Raw genomic sequence first — 18,864 nt, 5'->3', positions numbered from 1 at the left:
GATTTCCTGCCGATTGTTACAGCAAATCCGGCGGGGTGGCTGCCCGCGACAGCTCGTTTGTTACAACGTCAAGCGGTTGTACCTGCGTCTGTTTTTCACCCAGACGCCGGACACTGACAGTGCGGTCTTCGACTTCGCGATGGCCGACGGCCAGAATGACCGGAACCTTGCCGACCGAGTGTTCACGAACCTTGTAGTTGATCTTTTCGTTGCGAATGTCGGCTTCGGCCCGAACGCCGGCAGCACGCAGGGTTTCGACCACTTCGGCGACATAGTCATCCGCCTCGGAGGTAATGGAGGCGACCACAACCTGACGCGGGGCAAGCCAGAAGGGCAGCTTGCCTGCGTGTTCTTCGATCAGGATACCGATGAAACGCTCGAACGAACCCAAGGTTGCGCGATGCAGCATAACGGGACGGTGTTTGCCGCCGTCGGCGCCGATATAGGTGGCATCCAGCCGTTCGGGCAGCACGAAGTCAACCTGGTGCGTGCCGCATTGCCAATCGCGACCGATCGCGTCGGTCAGAACAAACTCCAGCTTGGGGCCGTAAAAGGCGCCTTCGCCGGGGTTGAGCTCCGGCTCGATCCCGGCAGCACGTGTCGCGCTGAGCAACGCGGCTTCGGCCTTGTCCCAGACTTCATCCGACCCCGACCGTTTCTCGGGGCGATCCGAGAATTTCACCGAGAAGTTCTCGAATCCCAGATCCTTGTAGATCCGGGACAGGAACCGGATGAACTCTGCGGTTTCTGACTCGATCTGGTCTTCGGTGCAGAAGATGTGCCCATCGTCTTGGGTAAAGCCGCGCACGCGCATGATACCGTGCAGCGCACCTGACGGTTCATAGCGGTTGCAAGACCCGAATTCGGCCATGCGCAGCGGCAGGTCGCGATAGGACTTCAGGCCCTGATTGAAGATCTGCACATGGCAGGGGCAGTTCATCGGTTTCAGCGCGTTGATTGCCTTTTCACGTGCGTGTTCCTCGTCCACTTCGACGATGAACATGTTTTCCTGATACTTGTCCCAATGGCCCGAAGCTTCCCACAGTTTGCGGTCCACAACCTGCGGTGTGTTGACCTCGACATAGCCGCCGTTGCGCTGCTGGCGGCGCATGTAGTCCTGCAACTGGGTGTAGATCGTCCAGCCGTTGGGGTGCCAGAAAATCTGACCGGGGGCCTCTTCCTGCATGTGGAACAGGTCCATCTCGCGGCCCAGCTTGCGGTGGTCGCGCTTGGCGGCCTCCTCCAGCATATGCAGGTGTGCTTTCAGCTTTTCCTTGCCGGTGAAGGCCACGCCATAGATACGCTGCAACATCGCGCGGTCGCTGTCGCCACGCCAATAGGCGCCCGCGATGGACATCAGCTTGAACGCATCCCCCGGAACCTGACCGGTGTGTTGCAGGTGCGGACCACGGCACAGATCCTGCCAGTGGCCGTGCCAGTACATACGCAGCGGCTCGTCGCCGGGAATGGCTTCGATCAGCTCGACCTTGTAGGGTTCGTTGTTGGCCTTGTAGAACTCGATCGCGCGCTCACGGTCCCAGACCTCGGTGGTGACGGGATCACGCTTGTTGATGATCTCTTTCATCTTCTTCTCGATGAGGCCGAGATCCTCCGGCGTGAACGGTTCTTCACGGTCGAAGTCATAATACCAGCCGTTTTCGATGACAGGGCCGATGGTGACCTTGGTGGCGGGCCAGATCTCCTGAACTGCGCGGGCCATGATATGGGCCAGATCGTGGCGGATCAGCTCGTTGGCCTGGGCCTCATCCTTCATGGTGTGGATGGCGATCTGCGCGTCGGATTCGATGGGCCATTGCAGGTCCCAGTGCTTGCCGTCAACGGTGGCCGAGATGGCCTTTTTGGCCAGCGAGGTTGAGATGTCGGCAGCCACCTGCGCGGGCGTGACGCCTGCGGCGTAGGTGCGTGCATTGCCATCGGGAAAGGTGAGAGAGACGGATTGAGAATCCAGGGCCATATCGGCTCTCCTCGTCGGTTTGGCGCCCACTGAACGCCCGGTTGCGGGTTATGTGTGTTCGGCTCATGTGGCAGGTGGATGTGCCTGAGTCAAGAGTGGGGGGCGAGGGGCCGGCCCCTCGCGCTCCCCGGAGTATTTGGAAAAAGATGAAGTGGGCGGAATTGCACTCGGGGGTGGGGCGTGCATGATGCAATAAAAGGAAAGAAGGTGTCATGGCAGCGACGAATTTTCTGGAGACGCCGCAGGGGCGGCGACTGGCTTATCACAAGACCGAAGGGGCAGGGCCGACCATCGTTTTTCTGGGCGGGCTCAAATCGGACATGCAAGGCACCAAAGCCGTGCATCTGGAAGCCTGGGCGCAGGCGCGGGGGCAATCGTTCTTGCGGTTCGATTATTCCGGCCACGGCGAAAGCTCGGGCGCGTTTACCGAGGGCTGTATTGGCGACTGGCATCAGGACACATTGGCAGCGGTAAGGGCATTGACGGACGGACCCTTGGTCGTTGTCGGTTCGTCGATGGGGGGATGGCAGGCATTGCTGCTGGCCAAGGTCATGCCCGAGCGAATCGCAGGCATGGTCACAATCGCTGCCGCGCCTGATTTCACGGAAGACGGTTACTGGGCTTCGTTCAGCGACGAACAAAAAGCTGCGCTGGACACTGTCGGCCATGTCGAGCTGCCGTCCGACTATATGGAACCCTACATCATCACCAAGCGCATGATCGAAGACGGACGCCAGAATCTGGTTCTGAGGGGCGCTCTGGATCTGCCGTTCCCGGTTCGTTTCCTGCAAGGCACCGCAGACACGGCAGTTTCAACTGAAACAGCCGTGCGGCTGCTGGAACATGCTGCGGGTTCCGACATGCGGCTGCTGTTGGTCAAGGGGGCCGATCATCGGTTCTCGGACGAGAAGTGCCTGGGTTTGATCGAGACCGCGGTTCTTGATGTGTTGGGAGAAGCCTGATGCGGCGCTTTGGTTGGTTTCTGGGGCGCGCGCTTCTGGCGCTGGTTGTTCTTGGCGGCCTGGTCTACTGGTTCGGCCCGCGCGAGGAAGTGAACCTGCACCCGACTTTTGAGTCTCGGAAATTTGGTGAAGGTGTTCAGGTTTATTTTGAAAGTACCGAATCTGCCTATGATGACATCGTTCCGGGTGTAGAAAAGCACGTGGTCTGGCAGGACGGGTTCAAGGAACAGCGCACGCCGTATTCTGTTTTGTACATCCACGGTTTTTCAGCAAGTTCCGAGGAAATCCGCCCCGTGCCTGACCTGGTGGCTGACGCTTTGGGTGCCAATCTGGTCTACACGCGGTTGCAAGGTCACGGTCGGGATGGGCCGGCGATGGCCGAAGGCACCGCCTCGGGCTGGATGCAGGACACTGCCGAAGGGCTGGCAGCGGCGCGCGCGGTCGGGGAAAAGGTGATCGTGATTTCCACCTCGACCGGAGGAACGCTGGCGGCGGCCGCTGCGTTGGATGCCGCCCTCAGCCAGGACGTTGTTGGCATGGTCTTCGTCTCGCCGAACTTCGGTGTGAATACCGTCGCGGCGTGGGTGCCTTCGTTGCCTTGGGCAAGAAGTTGGCTGCCCGTTCTCATGGGGCCGGAACGCGATGTGTCAGGGCCGGACCCCGAGAAGAACAGGTACTGGACGTCGGTCTACCCGTGGGAAGCCGTCGTGCCGATGTCCGTGCTGGTGGATACGGTCTATGCGCTGGATTTCTCCGAGGCCCTGATACCTGCGTTGTTCTGGTTTTCGGATGATGATCAGGTTGTGCGGCCGGACCGGACACACAAAGTGGCCGAGGCCTGGGGCGCTCCGGCAACGGTCGAACTGGTGACGATGGGGCCGGGTGATGATCCGTCTTCACATGTTGTCGCGGGGCGGTTGATGTCGCCGGGTCAAACCGATGCCACCGTTGCTGGTATTCTGGAGTGGCTCAAGGGCTTGGGGGTGGAATAAACCCCGATCGGGAAAAAGGATGCAAGATGCGTAAGCCGGGCAGCATGTGGAGCCTTGAGACCCTGGGTCGCGTCCGCCTGTCCCGGCATTTCTTCATGCGCGATTTTCTGTATTCGGAAATCGGGAATTTCCACCAAGTGCAGAATATTCCGGACAACCCGGATCTGGCGATCGAAACAGGCCGCGCGTTCTGCGAAACCCTTCTTGACCCTTTGGAAGAGACATTTGGCCGGGTCGCGGTCAGGTCGGGCTACCGCTCATCGTCCTTGAACCGATTTGGCAATGAAAACAAACTGAACTGCGCCCGAAACGACAATCCGTTGGAATGCCATATCTGGGATCGCGGGGAAGGGGATGCGCGGATCGCCGGGGCATCCATCGTCATCCCGTGGTTCGCGGATCAATATGCGCGGGGCAGGGATTGGCGGGATCTGGCGTGGTGGATGCACGATCATCTGGAGTATTCCGAAATCTGGTTCTTCCCCAAGCTATGCGCGTTCAACCTTGTGTGGCGGCCCAGACCGCATCGTCGGATCGACAGCTATATTGCTCCGCGTGGATGTCTGTTGAAGCCCGGCGCTGAACCCGGTGAAGACCTTGCGGCCCGGCAATCCCGTTACGCCGATTTCCCGGCATTTCGAGCAATCGCCTACCCGTGAAGTTTTCCTTGCCCGGTTGCGGCAAAGCTTTCATCCTGACAACAACTGGAAGGACTCGGAAAACCGAGCAGATGGAGACCCCCGCGTGATCGAGCCGCTGGTGTTGTTGCCTGGATTGATGTGTGATGCCCGGCTGTTTCGGCCTCAGATCGAGGTGCTGTCACGGGTACGGCCTGTCACTGTTGCTCCTGTTTCCGGAGGCGAACGAATTGAAGAGATCGCCTCGGGGTTGTTGGATCAGCTTCCCCATCGGTTTGCCCTGGTCGGCCTGAGCATGGGCGGTGTTGTGGCGTTGGAGCTGATCCGGCGGGCACCGGAACGGGTGTCGCGCCTGTGCCTGATGTCGACGGACGCTCAGGCGGATACACCTCAGATCGCGGCCAGTCGCGAGGACCTGATCATTGGCGCCCTGGGTGGGCGGCTGGAAGAGGTCATGCGCCAACTGGTCGGCACCGATACATTGGCACCGGGGCCCAGGCGAATCCCAATTCTGAATGATCTTTTGACAATGGCGAATGACATGGGCGCCGAGGCATTCGTGCGTCAAATGCGTGCCTTGCAGCGCCGGCCCGACCAACAGGGAACGTTGCGCCGCATCAAGGTTCCCACTTTGATCATGTGCGGCGCCCATGACACGCTTACCCCGGTCAGACGGCATTCTTTCATGTCAGACCTGATACCGGAGGCAGCGTTGGAGGTCGTCGAAAATGCCGGACATCTTCTGCCGCTTGAAGCGCCCGATGCCGTGAACAAAGCCTTGGAAACCTGGCTGAACATCCCGCAAAGGTTTGTCTAGGGGTAAAGCGCCGCCCGTTCGTCTTTCGAAATGACTTTCGGTACGACCGCGGGCTTGCCGGTTTCAGGGTCGAAAAACGGCGTATTCTTCCAGCGTCCTGACAGGCGCGATTGCAAGGTGCGGCGCAAAAGGCCAAACGCCGCAAACCTGACCTTGTCGTGTTTCTGTTTGCCATCGGGCCGAGGGACAAACCCACGGGTCGTGACCGGCCCCAATGCGGAAACATCACCGGCAATCCTGCCGACAATAAATCCTGCAAAAGGTAAACGTGCGGTCTGTGGCGTCGTTGCCAGCGGGGCGTTGCAGCAGCTGGCATACCATCGCAGCATGCCGTTTGGGCCAAGCTTCATGGCTGAAAGGAATTGGCCTCCGGCGGTGATTTCGATTTCATCCGGTGCCATCTGGAAGATGTCAACCGGGCCGGGGGCCGGGTCGGGCTGCCTGAAATACAGCTGCGCCGCGCGGCAGTCATGACAAAAGCACTCGACATGGGTTCCAAGCCGAACGCCCCGGTCCGAGATGTGACCCTTCAACTGGCCGCAAATGCAGGAAAAGGCGAGACCAACATGTGTCGGCCCGCCCATGTTCTTCAGGCGACCTTGTTGCTGTTCGCTGCGCGGCGGCGTTTCTTGCGGCTGTTTTCGTTCATGAAATCAATCACAAGCGGGCGAATGTTGTCGCGCCAGCTGCGGCCCGCGAAAATGCCGTAATGGCCCGCGCCCGGTTCTACGTGGCTGGCCTTTTTGCTGTCTGGCAAACCGGTGCACAGGTCCAGTGCAGCAATGCATTGACCGGGCGCCGAGATATCGTCATTCGCACCTTCGACCGATTTCACGGCAACATCCGTGATCTTGCCGATATCCACCTTGTGGCCGGCGACAACAAATTCGTTGCGTGCGATCTCGCGGTTCTTGAAGACGCGTTCGACCGTCGACAGATAGAATTCGGCCGTCATGTCCATGACCGCAAGATATTCATCATAGAACCGGTTATGGGCATCCAGATCCGAAGCTTCGTCGCGGATAACACGCTGAATCTGATCCGAAAACGCCTTGGAGTGGCGATCAGCGTTCATCGACATGAACGAGGCCAGTTGCAGCAGGCCGGGATACACCATACGCCCGACGCCTTTGTACTTGAAGCCGACCCGTTGAATCATGGTCTCTTCCAGCTGACCCATCGTGACACGTCGTCCAAAGTCGGTAACGTCAGTCGGAGTCGCATCCGGGTCCACCGGCCCGCCAATCAGCGTCAGGGTACTGGGTTGAGCCTTGGGCTCCACCTCGGCCAGATAGGCAGTGGCCGCCAAAGTCAGCGGGGCGGGCTGACAAACCGCCACGACATGCGTGTCCGGCCCCAGTTCCTTCATGAAATCCACAAGGTAGAGTGTATAATCTTCGACATCGAACTTGCCGGCAGACACAGGAATATCGCGCGCGTTATGCCAATCAGTGATGTAAACTTCGCAATTGACCAGCAGGCTTTTGACGGTCGAGCGCAGCAAGGTGGCGTAATGGCCGGACATGGGCGCAACCAGCAGAACCTTGCGCGGTTGTTCTTCCCGTCCATTGACGCGGAAATGAACCAGATCGCCAAAGGGGCGTTCCAGAACCGTCGTGATCTCGACCAGATGATCCTTGCCGTCTTCGCAGGTGAAGGTTCGAATGCCCCAGTCAGGTTTGACAACCATTCGCTGGAAGGTCCGTTCGGTCACTTCGCCCCATGCGGCCATCCAGCTGAACGCCGGGTTGGGTGTCATGGAAAACAGAGGGTAGGACGCCATCGCGCTTGCGGTTGCACCAAGCCACTGGTTGGTGTTACGCATGGACTCCATCAGGTCGTAGGTCATCATATAGCGCATAAATGGGGCCTCCTGAGTGTCAGTCTGGTAATTCGGACCATTCGTCGCTTTGCCCCCCAGCACCCACGACGTTATTCTGCATAGCAGCGAGGTTAGGGTGGAATTGTTAAAATGACAACTAGCGAAGGCCAAATGCCAGACGTGTCCGAAGAACATATTGAACGCATTAAAGAAAATATGGAAAAGGTCGAGCAGCTCTCGAAGCGCCTGATCGAGATTATGGCGTCGAAAAAGCCTCACACCCCCGCGCTGGATGGCCCGAATCAAGAGCTTTTCGCACGAGCAGCAACGGCGTATTGGGCCGAGGCATGGCAAAATCCCGCCAAGCTGTTGGAACAACAGATAGAATTCTGGGGCAAGTCGGTTCTCAACTTTGCCGAAGCGCAGAAAGCGCTGACGACAAGTGAGTTGGAAACCGAGGAAACCAAGCCCGGCGACAAGCGGTTCTCCAATCCCCTTTGGGAGACAAACCCTTACTTCCGACTGATCCGGCAGCAATACCAGACAAACGCGGAGGCGATTGCGCAGGCTGTCTCGTCGGTCGATGATCTGGATGCCAAAGACAAACGACGCCTACAGTATTTCTCGCAGCAGATCATCGACATGATGGCGCCCACGAATTTTCTGGCGACCAACCCGGATGCCCTGCAAAAGGCGGTCGAGACCGAAGGCCAATCGCTGATCAAAGGGTTGGAGAATCTCGTTTCAGACCTCGAGGCCAATGATGGCGAGTTGGTCGTCAAACTGGCGGATGAAAACGCGTTCGAGGTTGGCGGAAACCTGGCGACAACGCCGGGCGAGGTTGTTTTTCGCAACCGGATGATGGAGCTGATTCAATACAAGCCGGTGACCGAAACGGTTTACGAAACACCCATCGTTCTGTTCCCGCCCTGGATCAACAAATTTTATATTCTGGATCTGAAAGCCCAGAACAGCATGATCAAATGGATCACCGAACAGGGCTATACCCTGTTTGTCGTAAGCTGGGTGAACCCGGATGAAAGCTATGCCGAAACCGGCATGGAAGACTATATTCAGGACGGTTTCCTGACCGCAATCGAAACGGCCAAGAAGATCTGCAAGGTCAAACAGGTCAACGCTGTGGGCTATTGCATCGCAGGCACGACGCTGAGTCTGACCTTGTCCCTGCTGAAACAGCGTGGCGACAAGTCGGTCAAATCCGCGACTCTGTTCACGGCACTGACGGATTTCTCCGATCAGGGTGAGTTTACGCCATTCCTGCAAAACGACTTCATCGACGGGATCGAAGAAGAAGTAAAAAAGGAGGGCGTTCTGCGGTCGTGGATCATGGCGCGCACCATGTCGTTCCTGCGATCACGCGACCTGATTTATGGTCCGGCCATTCGCAGCTATATGATGGGGGAAGTACCTCCGGCCTTTGATCTGCTCTACTGGAACGGCGATGGTGCAAACCTGCCAGCAAAAATGGCCGTGGAATATTTGCGAGGTCTCTGCCAGCGCAACGAGTTCGCCACCGACGGTATTGAGTTGATGGGGCACAAGCTGAAACTCGAAGACGTGGATGTGCCGCTGATGGCCATAACCTGTGAAACCGATCACATCGCGGCATGGAAAGACTGTTACCGCGGCGTGCAGAAAATGGGCTCGCGGTCCAAAACCTTCGTGGTTTCAGAATCGGGCCATATTGCGGGCATCGTGAACCCGCCCAGCAAGAAGAAGTATGGCCACTACACCAACCCGGATATGAAACCCGACGCCAACACCTGGCTGAAAGAAGCGGATTATCACGAAGGATCCTGGTGGCCCATGTGGGACGCGTGGTTGAAGAAGCGGTCCGGCAAGCAGGTTCCGGCCCGTGAACCGGGTGATTCGAAGCACCCGAGCCTTGCACCCGCACCCGGAACTTATGTTGTGGCGAAACCAAACGCCTGATTTCATTTTGAAACTAAAAAATTCTGCGCCGCAGCAAGAAAAAACTTGCAATGCTGCGGTGCAGCAATCATATTGTCCTCAAGCTGATGAAACCCGGGGTGGGCCCGGACCGGCTAAAAGGATTAGGACAATGGCAAAGACCCAAGACTTTACCGCGATCATGAAAGACATGATGGGTGCATTTCCGGTGGACACCACCGCAATGGAAGGTGCATTCAAATCGACCGCTTCGCTGAACGAGAAGCTGTCGGGCGTTGCTCTGGAAGCTGCTGAGAAATCGGCCGAGATCTCGAACAAATGGACCAAGGACACCCTGGCCAAGCTGAGCGAGATGTCCAAAGCCAAGGCAGAGCCTGCTGATTATGCAAAAGCCGCAACCGACTTCGCAAGCGCGTCGGCTGAAGTTGCAGCTGAAAACCTGGCCGCTTTCGCTGAAATCGCGAAAAAAGTTCAGACCGAAACTGTCGAGCTGCTGATGGCTGCCGGCAAAGACGTCGCGGAAGAAACAACCGCCGCCGTGAAAAAGGCGACCAACGAGGTCACCACCGCAGCCAAGAAAGCTGCAACTGCAAAGTAAGAAACGTCCGCGAAACGCACCCAACCCTCCCATTAGGTGCAATCGCGTTGGGCAGGTCCATTGACCTGCCCTTTCTTTTTGTGCTGCACTCGCATAACCTGTGCTGCAACGCATCATCCTTGGGGAGGGAACCGGGTGTCGGACCAAGAAAAACCGCTGCTGATCAAGCGCTATGCCAGCCGTCGGCTGTATAACACCGAGACCAGCGATTACGTGACGCTCGAAGACATCGCGGGGTTCATCCGCGACGGGCGCGAAGTGCAGATCATTGATCTGAAAACCGGCGATGACCTGACTCGCCAGTATCTTCTGCAAATCATTGCCGAACATGAAAGCCGGGGTGAAAACGTGCTGCCGGTGAATGTACTGAATGATCTGGTGCGCAGCTACATGCTGCCGGGCGGGGGAATGATGCCCCAGTTTCTGCAAAGCTCGTTCGAGATGCTGCGCGAAAGCCAAAACAAGATGATGGAAAACATGAGCGCGATGAATCCGATGTCTCAGATGCCGGGTTTTGACGCGTTGCAGGCGCAGCAACAGGCTTTCCTGAAGGCGATGACCAGTGGGCTGTCCAGCGGATGGTCCAGCCCGGAAAAGGAAGAGGACAAGTCCGAACCGAAAGAGGATCTGGACGACATCAAGAAACAGCTGGCCGAGTTGCAGCAAAAACTGTCCAAGCTGAACTGATCCGTTCCGAACAAAGAAACAGGCCCGCATCGTGCGGGCCTTTCTTGTTCAAAGTGCCGTCGTTTTACGTGCCGTAAACCGGCATCGGGCCGGTCACTTCGCCAACCGATGCCAGCAGGATGTCGGCAATCACGTCCAGCTCTTCGCGGGTCAGTCGGACGGGCAGGCGCACGTCACAGGCCTTCATCAGCATGTCGCGCGTCTTGGGCAGGTCGAAAGATTCCGGAAGGAATTGCCAGTTCCAGAAGGCGCGGGCGTTGTCTTCGCTCAGACCAAAAACCTGAACCTTGACGCCGCGCGCCTCGGACGCTGCGGCAAAGGCGCGGATCTCATGTTCCTGCATTCCGACAAGATTGAACTGAATCGAGTCCGGCGCACGCTGCTCGGGGGGGAGCGGGGCGGGGACCTCGATATGAGGCGAGGTGTTCAGGCGGCCGGCCACGTAATCGTGGTTCGCCAGGCCATCGCGGACGCGGCGCGCCAGTTCCGGAAGCTGCGGACGGATCACGGCGGCGCTGAGGTTGCTCAGGCGAAGGTTGTACAGCGGCAGCTTGTTCTGCCAGCGGGCAAAGGCCTCTTGCAGTTCGGGTGAGTTGTCGCCCTGCGGACCTTTGTGCTTCTTCCAATTGTGTTCATACGCGCCCGACATGATGACGGCCCGCGCGACCAGATCTGCATCGTTCGTGATCAGGATGCCACCTTCGCCGGCATTGATCATCTTGTAGGATTGGAACGAGAAACATCCGGCCTTTCCGATCGTACCGATATTGCGGCCATGCCATGTGGTGCCCAGCGAATGCGCGGCATCCTCGATCACTGGAATATTTCGTGCGTCGCACAAGGCCATGATCGCATCCATGTCGGATGTATGCCCGCGCATGTGGCTGATGATGACAGCCTGAACGTTGTCCAGCTTGGCTTCGAAATCGGCCATGTCGATGCGATAGTTTTCACCCACTTCGCACAGAACCGGAATGCAGTCGGCGTGGACGACCGACGACGGTACGGCAGCGAAGGTGAAGCCCGGGATAAGAACCCGCGCGTCACGGGGCAGGCCCAGAGCTTTGAGCGACAGAAACAGCGCGGCCGAGCAGGAAGACACCGCCAAGGCGTACTTCGTGCCCAACAATTCCGCGAACTCTGCCTCAAGCAAGGCCACAGGGGCATCCTGCGGTGCTGTATATCGGAACAGATCACCTGACTGCATCAGGGCCTCGATCGCGTCCTTGGCGGCGACAGGGATGGGCTCGGCGTCGTGAACGTTGGGGGGCAGCGTCATATTTGGAATTCCCGAATTCTATCTTTGGAAAAGATAAAGATAATCGGGAGGCAATCCAAGTCCCAATCGCCGGGCAGGCGAAAATTCACCAATCTGTCGCAATTTACGTGGATCAGATTCCAAGCCGGTCGCGCAGTGCGAACCACGTCATGGCCAGCACAAGCAACGGATTGCGCAGGGCAGGGCCGCCAGGGAAAGACAGGGCGGGCACCCGTGCCATCGTGTCAAACCCTTCGGCCTGACCCTGAATGGCCATCGCCATGAGTTGTCCGGCATGGGTCGCAGTGCCGACACCGTGACCGGAATATCCCGAAGCCGAAAGGATATTGGGTGCAACACAGGCCAGATACGGCATCCGCCGCATGGTAATGGCCAGCGTTCCGCCCCAGGCATAGTCGATCTTCACATCCCGCAAATGCGGGAAAATTTCCGTCATGGGTTTGCGGACCTTGGCGGCGACATCCGATGGAAAGCGATAGCCATAGCTTTCGCCGCCTCCGAACAAGAGGCGGCTATCGGCGCTGAGGCGAAAGTAGTTCACCACGAATTTCGTATCCGCAACCGCCACATCCCGGGTCAAAACCCGCGCGGCGTCCTTTCCTAGGGGCTCGGTGGCCGCGATGAAATTGTTGATGGGCATGACCCTGGCGGCGACGGAACGATTGAGATCGCCCAGATACCCGTTGCAGGCCAGAATGACGTGCTTGGCCCGAACGTTGCCGTGTGCAGTTCGGATCACTGCCGTCTGGCCCTCGTCGATCCCGGTCACTTCGGTGCTTTCATGGATGCGAACGCCCGCTTTGGCCGCGGCTTGCGCCAATCCCAACGCAAAGTTCAAAGGGTGCAGATGCGCCGCACCCGTATCCAGATACCCCCCGTGATAGGCTGGTGACGGGCACAGCGAATGACCCGCGTTTTCGTCCAGCAGCTCGATCTGGTCGTATCCATACCGCTCGGAAAGATGGCCGGCGTGGTCATGCAGCTCTTTCTGCTCGGATTTGCTCAGGCCCAGAACGGCGACACCGGGTTTCAGGTCACACGCGATCCGGTGTTTTGCAATCAGGGATTTGACCAGATCCTTGGCGTCTTCGGCCAGTTCCCACAGCCTGGCGGCGTCGGCATCGCCAACAAGACGCTCGAGGTCTTCCTGGTCCATCCGCTGCGCGCTGCCCAACTGGCCGCCGTTTCGGCCCGACGCGCCAAAGCCGACGCGGTGCGCTTCAAGCAGCACGACGTCGAACCCGGCTTCGGCCAGATGAAGAGCCGCGGACAGCCCCGTATAGCCGCCACCGACAACGCACACATCCGCCTTGGTGTCGTCTGACAACGCGGGAAAACGATCCATCGGATGTGCCGTTGCGGCATACCAGCTGTCAGGGTACTGGCCCTTGCGGTCATTGGAATAAAGCAGGTTCACGGAAGGTCTCAGACGTTGATCAGCAGATGTTCACGTTCCCACGGAGAGATGACCTGTAGGAACTCCTCGTACTCGGCCCGTTTGACGATGCCGTAAACGCGGGCGAATTCGGGGCCCAGAACCTCGTGCAGGGCGGTGGCCTCGTCGAACAGGTCCAGTGCTTCGCCCATGACCTGCGGGATATCGCCCTCGCCTTCATAAGCGTCGCCATAGAACTGACGACGTGGGCGTTCCTGCTCGACCAGGCCGAGATAGCCGCAGGCCAGCGACAGCGCGATGCCCAGATACGGGTTGCAGTCCATCCCGGCGATGCGGTTCTCGACGCGTCGCGATTCCGGGCCGGACAGGGGCACGCGAATACCGGTGGTGCGGTTGTCACGGGCCCATTCCAGATTGATCGGTGCCGCGTGATCTTTCACATAGCGCCGGTAGGAATTCACATAGGGCGCCATGACGGCCAGGCCGGCGGGCAGGTGGTTCTGCAAACCGGCGATGAAGTGATAAAACGCGTCCGTCTCACCCCCTTGAGGACCAGAAAAGATGTTCTGACCGGTTTCCATATCGATGATCGAGTGATGGATATGCATGGCCGAGCCCGGCTCTTCCTCGATCGGTTTGGCCATGAAGGTGGCAAAACAATTGTGGCGCAGGGCGGCCTCGCGGATCAGACGTTTGAAATAGAAGACTTCATCGGCCAGTTTCACCGGATTGCCGTGACGCAGGTTGATTTCCAACTGCCCGGCGCCGCCTTCCTGCGTGATGCCGTCGATCTCGAACCCCTGATGCTCGGCGAAATCATAGATGTCGTCGATCACCGGGCCAAACTCGTCCACGGCCGTCATGGAATAGGCCTGCCGCGCCGCGGCCGGGCGACCGGAACGCCCCATCATGGGCTTGATGCCCTGCGCCGGATCCACGTTGGGGGCAACCAGAAAGAATTCCATCTCTGGCGCAACAACCGGCTTCCACCCCTTGTCATGATAAAGCTGCACAACACGCTTGAGCACGTTGCGCGGGCTGTAGGGGATCGGATTGTCATCCCGGTCGTACGCATCGTGGATCACCTGCAATGTCCAATCCCCCGTCCACGGTGCAGCGGAGGTGGTCGAGAAGTCGGGCTTCAGGATCATGTCCTTTTCGATGAACCCGTCATCGCCGGCGGCTTCGCCCCAGCCCCCCGTGATGGTCTGGTAGAAGATGCTGTCGGGCAGGTGGAAATAGGATTGCTTTGCGAATTTTGTTGCAGGCACCGCCTTGCCGCGCGCAATACCCGGCAGGTCCGAAATGATGCATTCAACTTCGTCCAGTCGTTGCCCGTGGAAATACGCCTTTGCGGCTTCCGGCAGTTTATCGGTCCAATCAGCCATCAGGCTCTCTCTTTCTTTAGAAACTCGGCCATGTGGCGCGCGATTTTGGCGTTGTCGTCCGGCGCGGTTTCGCGATTTGCGGCTTCGCGCATCAGATCCTCCGGGACGACGCCCTTGCCCCGTGTCCGCATCAGGCCTGCCACGAAGCCATTGGTGAATTCCGGGTGGGCCTGAACCGTCCAGATTGTGTCCCCATAAGCCAGCATCGCGTTTTCGCAGAAGGCATTCCGGCCCAGAACCCGCGCTTCTTTCGGCAATTCAACAACCTGATCCTGATGCCAGGCATTCAGCCATAATTTGTTGCCGTCATACTCGTATTCAGTACGACCTACGGCCCAACCTCCAGCGAACTTCTCGACCTTGCCACCCAGGGCCTGAGCAATGATCTGATGGCCAAAGCAAACGCCGATCAGTGGTTTTCCGCTTTCCCAGATCTCGCGCACCAAAGCTTCCAACGGGGCGATCCAGGGAAGGTCTTCGTAAACCCCGTGACGCGATCCGGTAATGACCCACCCATCCGCATCATCCGCACTTTCGGGGAAATTGCCGTCGACGACGGCAAAGGTCACGAACTCGAACCCGTTGTCGCGCAGCAACGTGGGGAAAAGTTCGTCATAATCCCCGAATTCTTCCTGTAGCACTTCGGGGGTGTGGCCGGTTTGTAGAATACCGATTTTCATGTGTCACCAAATTTGATCAAATTAATCCTAGCCGAGACTGGTTGATGCGGCAAGGGGGGTCAAACCGTCTCGAGATAGCTCAGCCAGTGATCCTCGGGCGGGATGCTCTCAAATCGGGTGATCTCTTGCCGCTTGGTCATGGTCAGATAGCGGATCAGGTCAGCGGGGAACAGCCGCGCCACCAAGGGATCCGTGGCAAACCTGTCAATCGCGCTCGACCAATCCGGCATCAGCTGAGGCAGGTCCGCGATGTCATAGGCGTTCCCCGTGATCGGGGCAGGTGGTGTCAAGCCGTCCTCGATGCCGACAAGTGCCGCGCCCAGAACCGCCGTCAGCATCAGATACGGGTTTATGTCTCCGCCGGCGACGCGGTGTTCGATGCGCCGTGCGGCCGGGGCTCCGCCCGGGATGCGAATGGCTGCGGTTCGGTTTTCATAGGCCCAGCAGGCGCCCGTGGGCGCATGTGCACCCGGTATGAGCCGTGTGTAGGAGTTGCCGTGGGGGGCAAATATCAGCGTACTGCCTGGCATGGCCGCGACACAGCCAGCTACGGCAGATCGCAAAACCTCGGTGCCTTCCGGCCCGTTGTTGTCGAACACATTGCGCCCGGTCTGGTCCAACACCGAGAAATGCACATGCATTCCGTTGCCCGCGTCATCGGCATAAGGCTTGGACATGAAGGTGGCCGCAAATCCGTGCCTGCGCGCCAATCCACGCGTCAATACCTTGAAAAGCCACGTATCATCGGCACAGCGCATGGCGTCCTGATGGTTCAGGTTGATCTCGAACTGGCCGATGCCGCTTTCCGAGATGGCCGTCTGCGCGGGGATGCCCATTGCGGCGCAGCCGTCGTACAGGTCGGTGAAGAATGCTTCGAACGCGTCCATTTCAGCAACCGACAGAACGGCCTCATCCGCTAGGCGCCGCCCGGTGATCGGATTCACTGGCGGTTGTGGTTGCGCGCCAGAAGCGTCAACGAGTGTGAACTCCAACTCCGTCGCGGCAACAACGGACCAGCCACGTTGCGCATAGCGGTCGAGTATGGCAGACAGAGCATGCCGCGGGTCGCCCGGGAACGGTACGCCGTCATCATCATACAAGCTCATTGGCACCAGCGCCGTTTCCGTATCCAGCCAGGGCACGGGTACCGGGCCGCGTTCGGTCGGGCGCAGCACCCCATCTGCGTCGCCGGTTTCAAAGACCAGCGGGCTACCGTCGATATCTGCGCCCCACAGATCAACGTTCAGTGCCGAGAATGGCATTCGTACAGCCCCCTTCTCCAGTTTGTCCGCATAGACGGGGGGCACGCGTTTGCCGCGCATCTGACCATTCAGATCACATGCGGCAACGCGGAAATTGTGCAGGGCGCTCAGGTCCATTGGGGGCTCCGTCGGTGAAACTCCCCAGTGATTTACTTCAATGGATCTGCTTTGTCATCAAATTTGATCAAATTTTGCTTGGGGGTCGTGGAACGTCCGCGCCGGTTCTGACCGGCGCGGAGAGGTGCTTTTAAGCGAAGCTGACACCATGCGCTTCCATTGGCAATTGCGCCACATGCACACCTGACAGCGCATTGATCGCATTGGCCAATGCAGGCGCTGACGGTGGCGTGCCGGGTTCTCCTACGCCGGTTGGCGCTTCGGCCGATGGCACGATATGTACGTCAATTGCGGCAATATCCCCGATACGCAGCGGTTCGTAGTCCGGGAAGTTGTATTGATCCACAGCACCGCTGGTCAGAGTGATCTGGTCACGCATCACGTGGCCAATGCCATAGCCGATGCCGCCTTCCATCTGCGCGCGCACAACATCCGGGTTCACGGCAATGCCGCAATCCACGGCACAGGTGACCTTTTCAATCTTGATGCCACTTTCCGGATCGCCCGAGATTTCGACCACTTCAGCCGCGTAAGACCCAAAGGACTTATGAACGGCAATCCCCTGCGACCGACCTTCTGGCGCATTGCCCCAGTTTGCCTTTTCGGCCGCCAGCTTCAAAACAGCGGCTTTTCGCTGCTGGTCCGCGTTGCTGCTGTCGGACAGATGGGCCAGACGGAATTCCACCGGATCGCGCCCTGCCGATTGGGCCACCAGATCCATCATGGTTTCCATCGTATAGGCCGTGTGGGTGTGCCCCACCGAGCGCCACCATAGTACCGAGGTTGCCTTGGGCGTATCTGTTAAACCCAGCGCCATTCCCGGAATCTGGTAGGGGCTGTCCGCGATACCTTCGACCGAGCTGTGGTCGACCCCGTCATGCACTGCGAAGGCCTCGAAGGCCGTGCCTTTCATGATTGATTGGCCAGCTACCTGATGCTGCCATCCGACGATTTTGCCATCGGCATCCAGCCCGACCCGGACCTTGTGGCCAAAGGCGGGGCGGTAATACCCGCTGCGGATATCGTCTTCGCGGGTCCAGACCAGTTTCACCGGGCGCGAGCGGTCAGTGACGACAAAGGCCAGGGCGGCCTCGACCTGATAATCCGCATCCGGGGTGGCGCGGCGCCCGAAAGACCCGCCTGCCAGCATGGTCTTGATGTGGATCTTCTCGGCGGGCAGGCCAAAGATCTGCTGGTAGGCCATATGAGGCCCCGTCGGCATTTGTGCCCCGTCATGCAGAACGATGTCTCCGTCTGCGGTCTGCTCGATGGTGCAGTTCAGCGGTTCCATCGGGGCATGGGCCAGCAGTGGGAAGTAAAACGTTTGTTCGACGACCTTGTCCGCGCCGTCGATGGCGGCTGCCACAGCTGCAAAATCCGCCTTGTTCACGTTATACGTGGGCTCAGCCTCCAGCGCGGCCATGATCTCGGCCTTGATCTGGTCCGAGTTGCGGGTTTCCGCGCCGGACATGTCCCATTCGACCTCAAGCGCATCGCGTGCTTGAATCGCGGCCCAGGTGTTTTCGGCATAAACCGCGACACCGGCCTGATTGGGCAGAACCGCGGCGCTGATATAGCCTTTGACCTCTTTCGATGCGCTGTCATCAAAGCCCAGGGCGATGCCGCCCTTCGCTTCCGGGCGTTTGATCATGGCGATCATCTGGTTGGGCAGGTGAACGTCCATGGCAAACATCGCCTGGCCGTTGCCCTTGATTGCCGAATCCTTGCGGCGCACCGTTTCATTTCCGATCAGGCGGAATTCCGACGGGTCCTTCAGGCGCGGCTCTGCCGGAGCGTCCAGTTGCGACGCAGCGGACACGAACTCAGCGATCGGAGCCGACTTGTCGCCTGCCTTGACGATGCCGTCTTCGATGGTGATGCCGGATGCATCCACGCCCCAGCTCTGCGCGGCGGCGTTGATCAGCATCTCGCGCGCAGCAGCACCGGCCTGACGGTATTGCAGCCACGAATTCGCCATCGCGGTCGAACCGCCGGTGCCCTGGAATGGACCAAACAGCAGGTTGTTGTAAACGTTCGGATCCGAGGGGGCGAACTCGTATTCGATCTGGTCCATGGTCAGGCCGATTTCTTCGGCAATCAGCGTCGGCAGCCCGGTTGCCGGGCCCTGACCTTTTTCAAAGTGTTTGACGATGGCGGTCACGGTGCCATCGGCATCGATTTTCACGAACGGGTTGAACTGCGCGGTCTCGGACGAGGCCGCGGCCAGTGCACCGTCCGGACGGGTGCCGACCAGCAGGACGGCACCGGCAGCGGCGGCACTTTTCAGAAACCCACGGCGAGAGGTGTTGATGGTCATGG

16 protein-coding genes are annotated in these 18,864 nt (G+C 58.9%); 7 read left to right on the top strand and 9 right to left on the bottom strand.

Features of this window, described 5'->3' with window-relative positions; translation table 11 throughout:
* Positions 1–16: 16 nt before the first annotated feature.
* Positions 17–1,975: a threonine--tRNA ligase gene (gene thrS, locus AC2FF8_RS03215; protein ID WP_425078505.1), complete on the bottom strand. Its 1,959-nt coding sequence runs from the start codon at positions 1,973–1,975 to the stop codon at positions 17–19.
* A 212-nt stretch (positions 1,976–2,187) separates the two neighbouring features.
* On the opposite strand from thrS, the gene AC2FF8_RS03210 reads away from it, so the two are divergent.
* The 4 genes from AC2FF8_RS03210 to AC2FF8_RS03195 all read left to right on the top strand — a co-directional run bounded on the left by AC2FF8_RS03210 (position 2,188) and on the right by AC2FF8_RS03195 (position 5,384).
* Complete coding sequence (locus AC2FF8_RS03210; RefSeq protein ID WP_496878899.1) at positions 2,188–2,937, top strand: alpha/beta fold hydrolase; 750 nt, start codon at positions 2,188–2,190, stop codon at positions 2,935–2,937.
* On the top strand, positions 2,937–3,929 hold the full coding sequence (locus tag AC2FF8_RS03205; protein WP_496878898.1) for an alpha/beta hydrolase: 993 nt from the start codon (positions 2,937–2,939) through the stop codon (positions 3,927–3,929). The genes AC2FF8_RS03210 and AC2FF8_RS03205 overlap by 1 nt, the downstream gene beginning before the upstream one ends.
* 44 nt (positions 3,930–3,973) lie before the next feature.
* Complete coding sequence (locus AC2FF8_RS03200; RefSeq protein WP_496879272.1) at positions 3,974–4,588, top strand: hypothetical protein; 615 nt, start codon at positions 3,974–3,976, stop codon at positions 4,586–4,588.
* A gap of 85 nt (positions 4,589–4,673) precedes the next feature.
* Positions 4,674–5,384 (top strand): alpha/beta fold hydrolase, encoded by a 711-nt coding sequence (locus AC2FF8_RS03195; protein WP_480684001.1) that lies wholly within the window; start codon positions 4,674–4,676, stop codon positions 5,382–5,384.
* On the opposite strand, the gene AC2FF8_RS03190 is transcribed toward AC2FF8_RS03195, so the two are convergent.
* Both AC2FF8_RS03190 and phaZ read right to left on the bottom strand, forming a co-directional pair.
* Positions 5,381–5,968 carry a DUF6151 family protein gene (locus AC2FF8_RS03190; RefSeq protein WP_496878897.1) on the bottom strand — a complete coding sequence of 196 codons (588 nt, stop codon included), beginning with the start codon at positions 5,966–5,968 and terminating at the stop codon, positions 5,381–5,383. The two genes, AC2FF8_RS03195 and AC2FF8_RS03190, sit on opposite strands and share 4 nt — an antisense overlap.
* A 5-nt stretch (positions 5,969–5,973) precedes the next feature.
* A complete protein-coding gene (phaZ, locus tag AC2FF8_RS03185; RefSeq protein ID WP_170343846.1) occupies positions 5,974–7,245 on the bottom strand; it encodes a polyhydroxyalkanoate depolymerase in 1,272 nt (423 codons plus the stop codon).
* Between the two features lie 111 nt (positions 7,246–7,356).
* On the opposite strand from phaZ, the gene AC2FF8_RS03180 reads away from it, so the two are divergent.
* From AC2FF8_RS03180 to phaR, 3 genes are all read left to right on the top strand, one after another.
* Positions 7,357–9,159 (top strand): PHA/PHB synthase family protein, encoded by a 1,803-nt coding sequence (locus tag AC2FF8_RS03180; protein WP_496878896.1) that lies wholly within the window; start codon positions 7,357–7,359, stop codon positions 9,157–9,159.
* A gap of 130 nt (positions 9,160–9,289) precedes the next feature.
* Positions 9,290–9,736: a phasin family protein gene (locus AC2FF8_RS03175; RefSeq protein ID WP_496878895.1), complete on the top strand. Its 447-nt coding sequence runs from the start codon at positions 9,290–9,292 to the stop codon at positions 9,734–9,736.
* 135 nt (positions 9,737–9,871) lie between these two features.
* The gene (phaR, locus tag AC2FF8_RS03170) at positions 9,872–10,423 is read left to right on the top strand and encodes a polyhydroxyalkanoate synthesis repressor PhaR (RefSeq protein WP_152458474.1); all 552 of its coding nucleotides are present in this window, start codon (positions 9,872–9,874) and stop codon (positions 10,421–10,423) included.
* A 64-nt stretch (positions 10,424–10,487) separates the two neighbouring features.
* Here phaR and AC2FF8_RS03165 read toward each other — a convergent pair whose 3' ends face one another.
* The 6 genes from AC2FF8_RS03165 to AC2FF8_RS03140 all read right to left on the bottom strand — a co-directional run bounded on the left by AC2FF8_RS03165 (position 10,488) and on the right by AC2FF8_RS03140 (position 18,862).
* Positions 10,488–11,702, bottom strand: coding sequence for a DegT/DnrJ/EryC1/StrS family aminotransferase (locus tag AC2FF8_RS03165; RefSeq protein ID WP_496878894.1), 1,215 nt, complete (start codon positions 11,700–11,702; stop codon positions 10,488–10,490).
* A 112-nt stretch (positions 11,703–11,814) separates the two neighbouring features.
* On the bottom strand, positions 11,815–13,119 hold the full coding sequence (locus AC2FF8_RS03160) for an NAD(P)/FAD-dependent oxidoreductase (protein ID WP_496878893.1): 1,305 nt from the start codon (positions 13,117–13,119) through the stop codon (positions 11,815–11,817).
* Between the two features lie 8 nt (positions 13,120–13,127).
* Positions 13,128–14,486 carry a glutamine synthetase family protein gene (locus AC2FF8_RS03155; RefSeq protein WP_171228038.1) on the bottom strand — a complete coding sequence of 453 codons (1,359 nt, stop codon included), beginning with the start codon at positions 14,484–14,486 and terminating at the stop codon, positions 13,128–13,130.
* The gene (locus AC2FF8_RS03150) at positions 14,486–15,166 is read right to left on the bottom strand and encodes a type 1 glutamine amidotransferase (protein WP_257598992.1); all 681 of its coding nucleotides are present in this window, start codon (positions 15,164–15,166) and stop codon (positions 14,486–14,488) included. The genes AC2FF8_RS03155 and AC2FF8_RS03150 overlap by 1 nt, the downstream gene beginning before the upstream one ends.
* 59 nt (positions 15,167–15,225) lie before the next feature.
* On the bottom strand, positions 15,226–16,545 hold the full coding sequence (locus AC2FF8_RS03145) for a glutamine synthetase family protein (protein WP_496878892.1): 1,320 nt from the start codon (positions 16,543–16,545) through the stop codon (positions 15,226–15,228).
* Between the two features lie 130 nt (positions 16,546–16,675).
* A complete protein-coding gene (locus tag AC2FF8_RS03140) occupies positions 16,676–18,862 on the bottom strand; it encodes a xanthine dehydrogenase family protein molybdopterin-binding subunit (protein ID WP_496878891.1) in 2,187 nt (728 codons plus the stop codon).
* Between the last annotated feature and the right edge of the window lie 2 nt (positions 18,863–18,864).

The sequence above is a fragment of the Ruegeria sp. YTSA144 genome (assembly GCF_059610125.1).
This window is presented reverse-complemented; position numbering and strand designations above follow the sequence as displayed.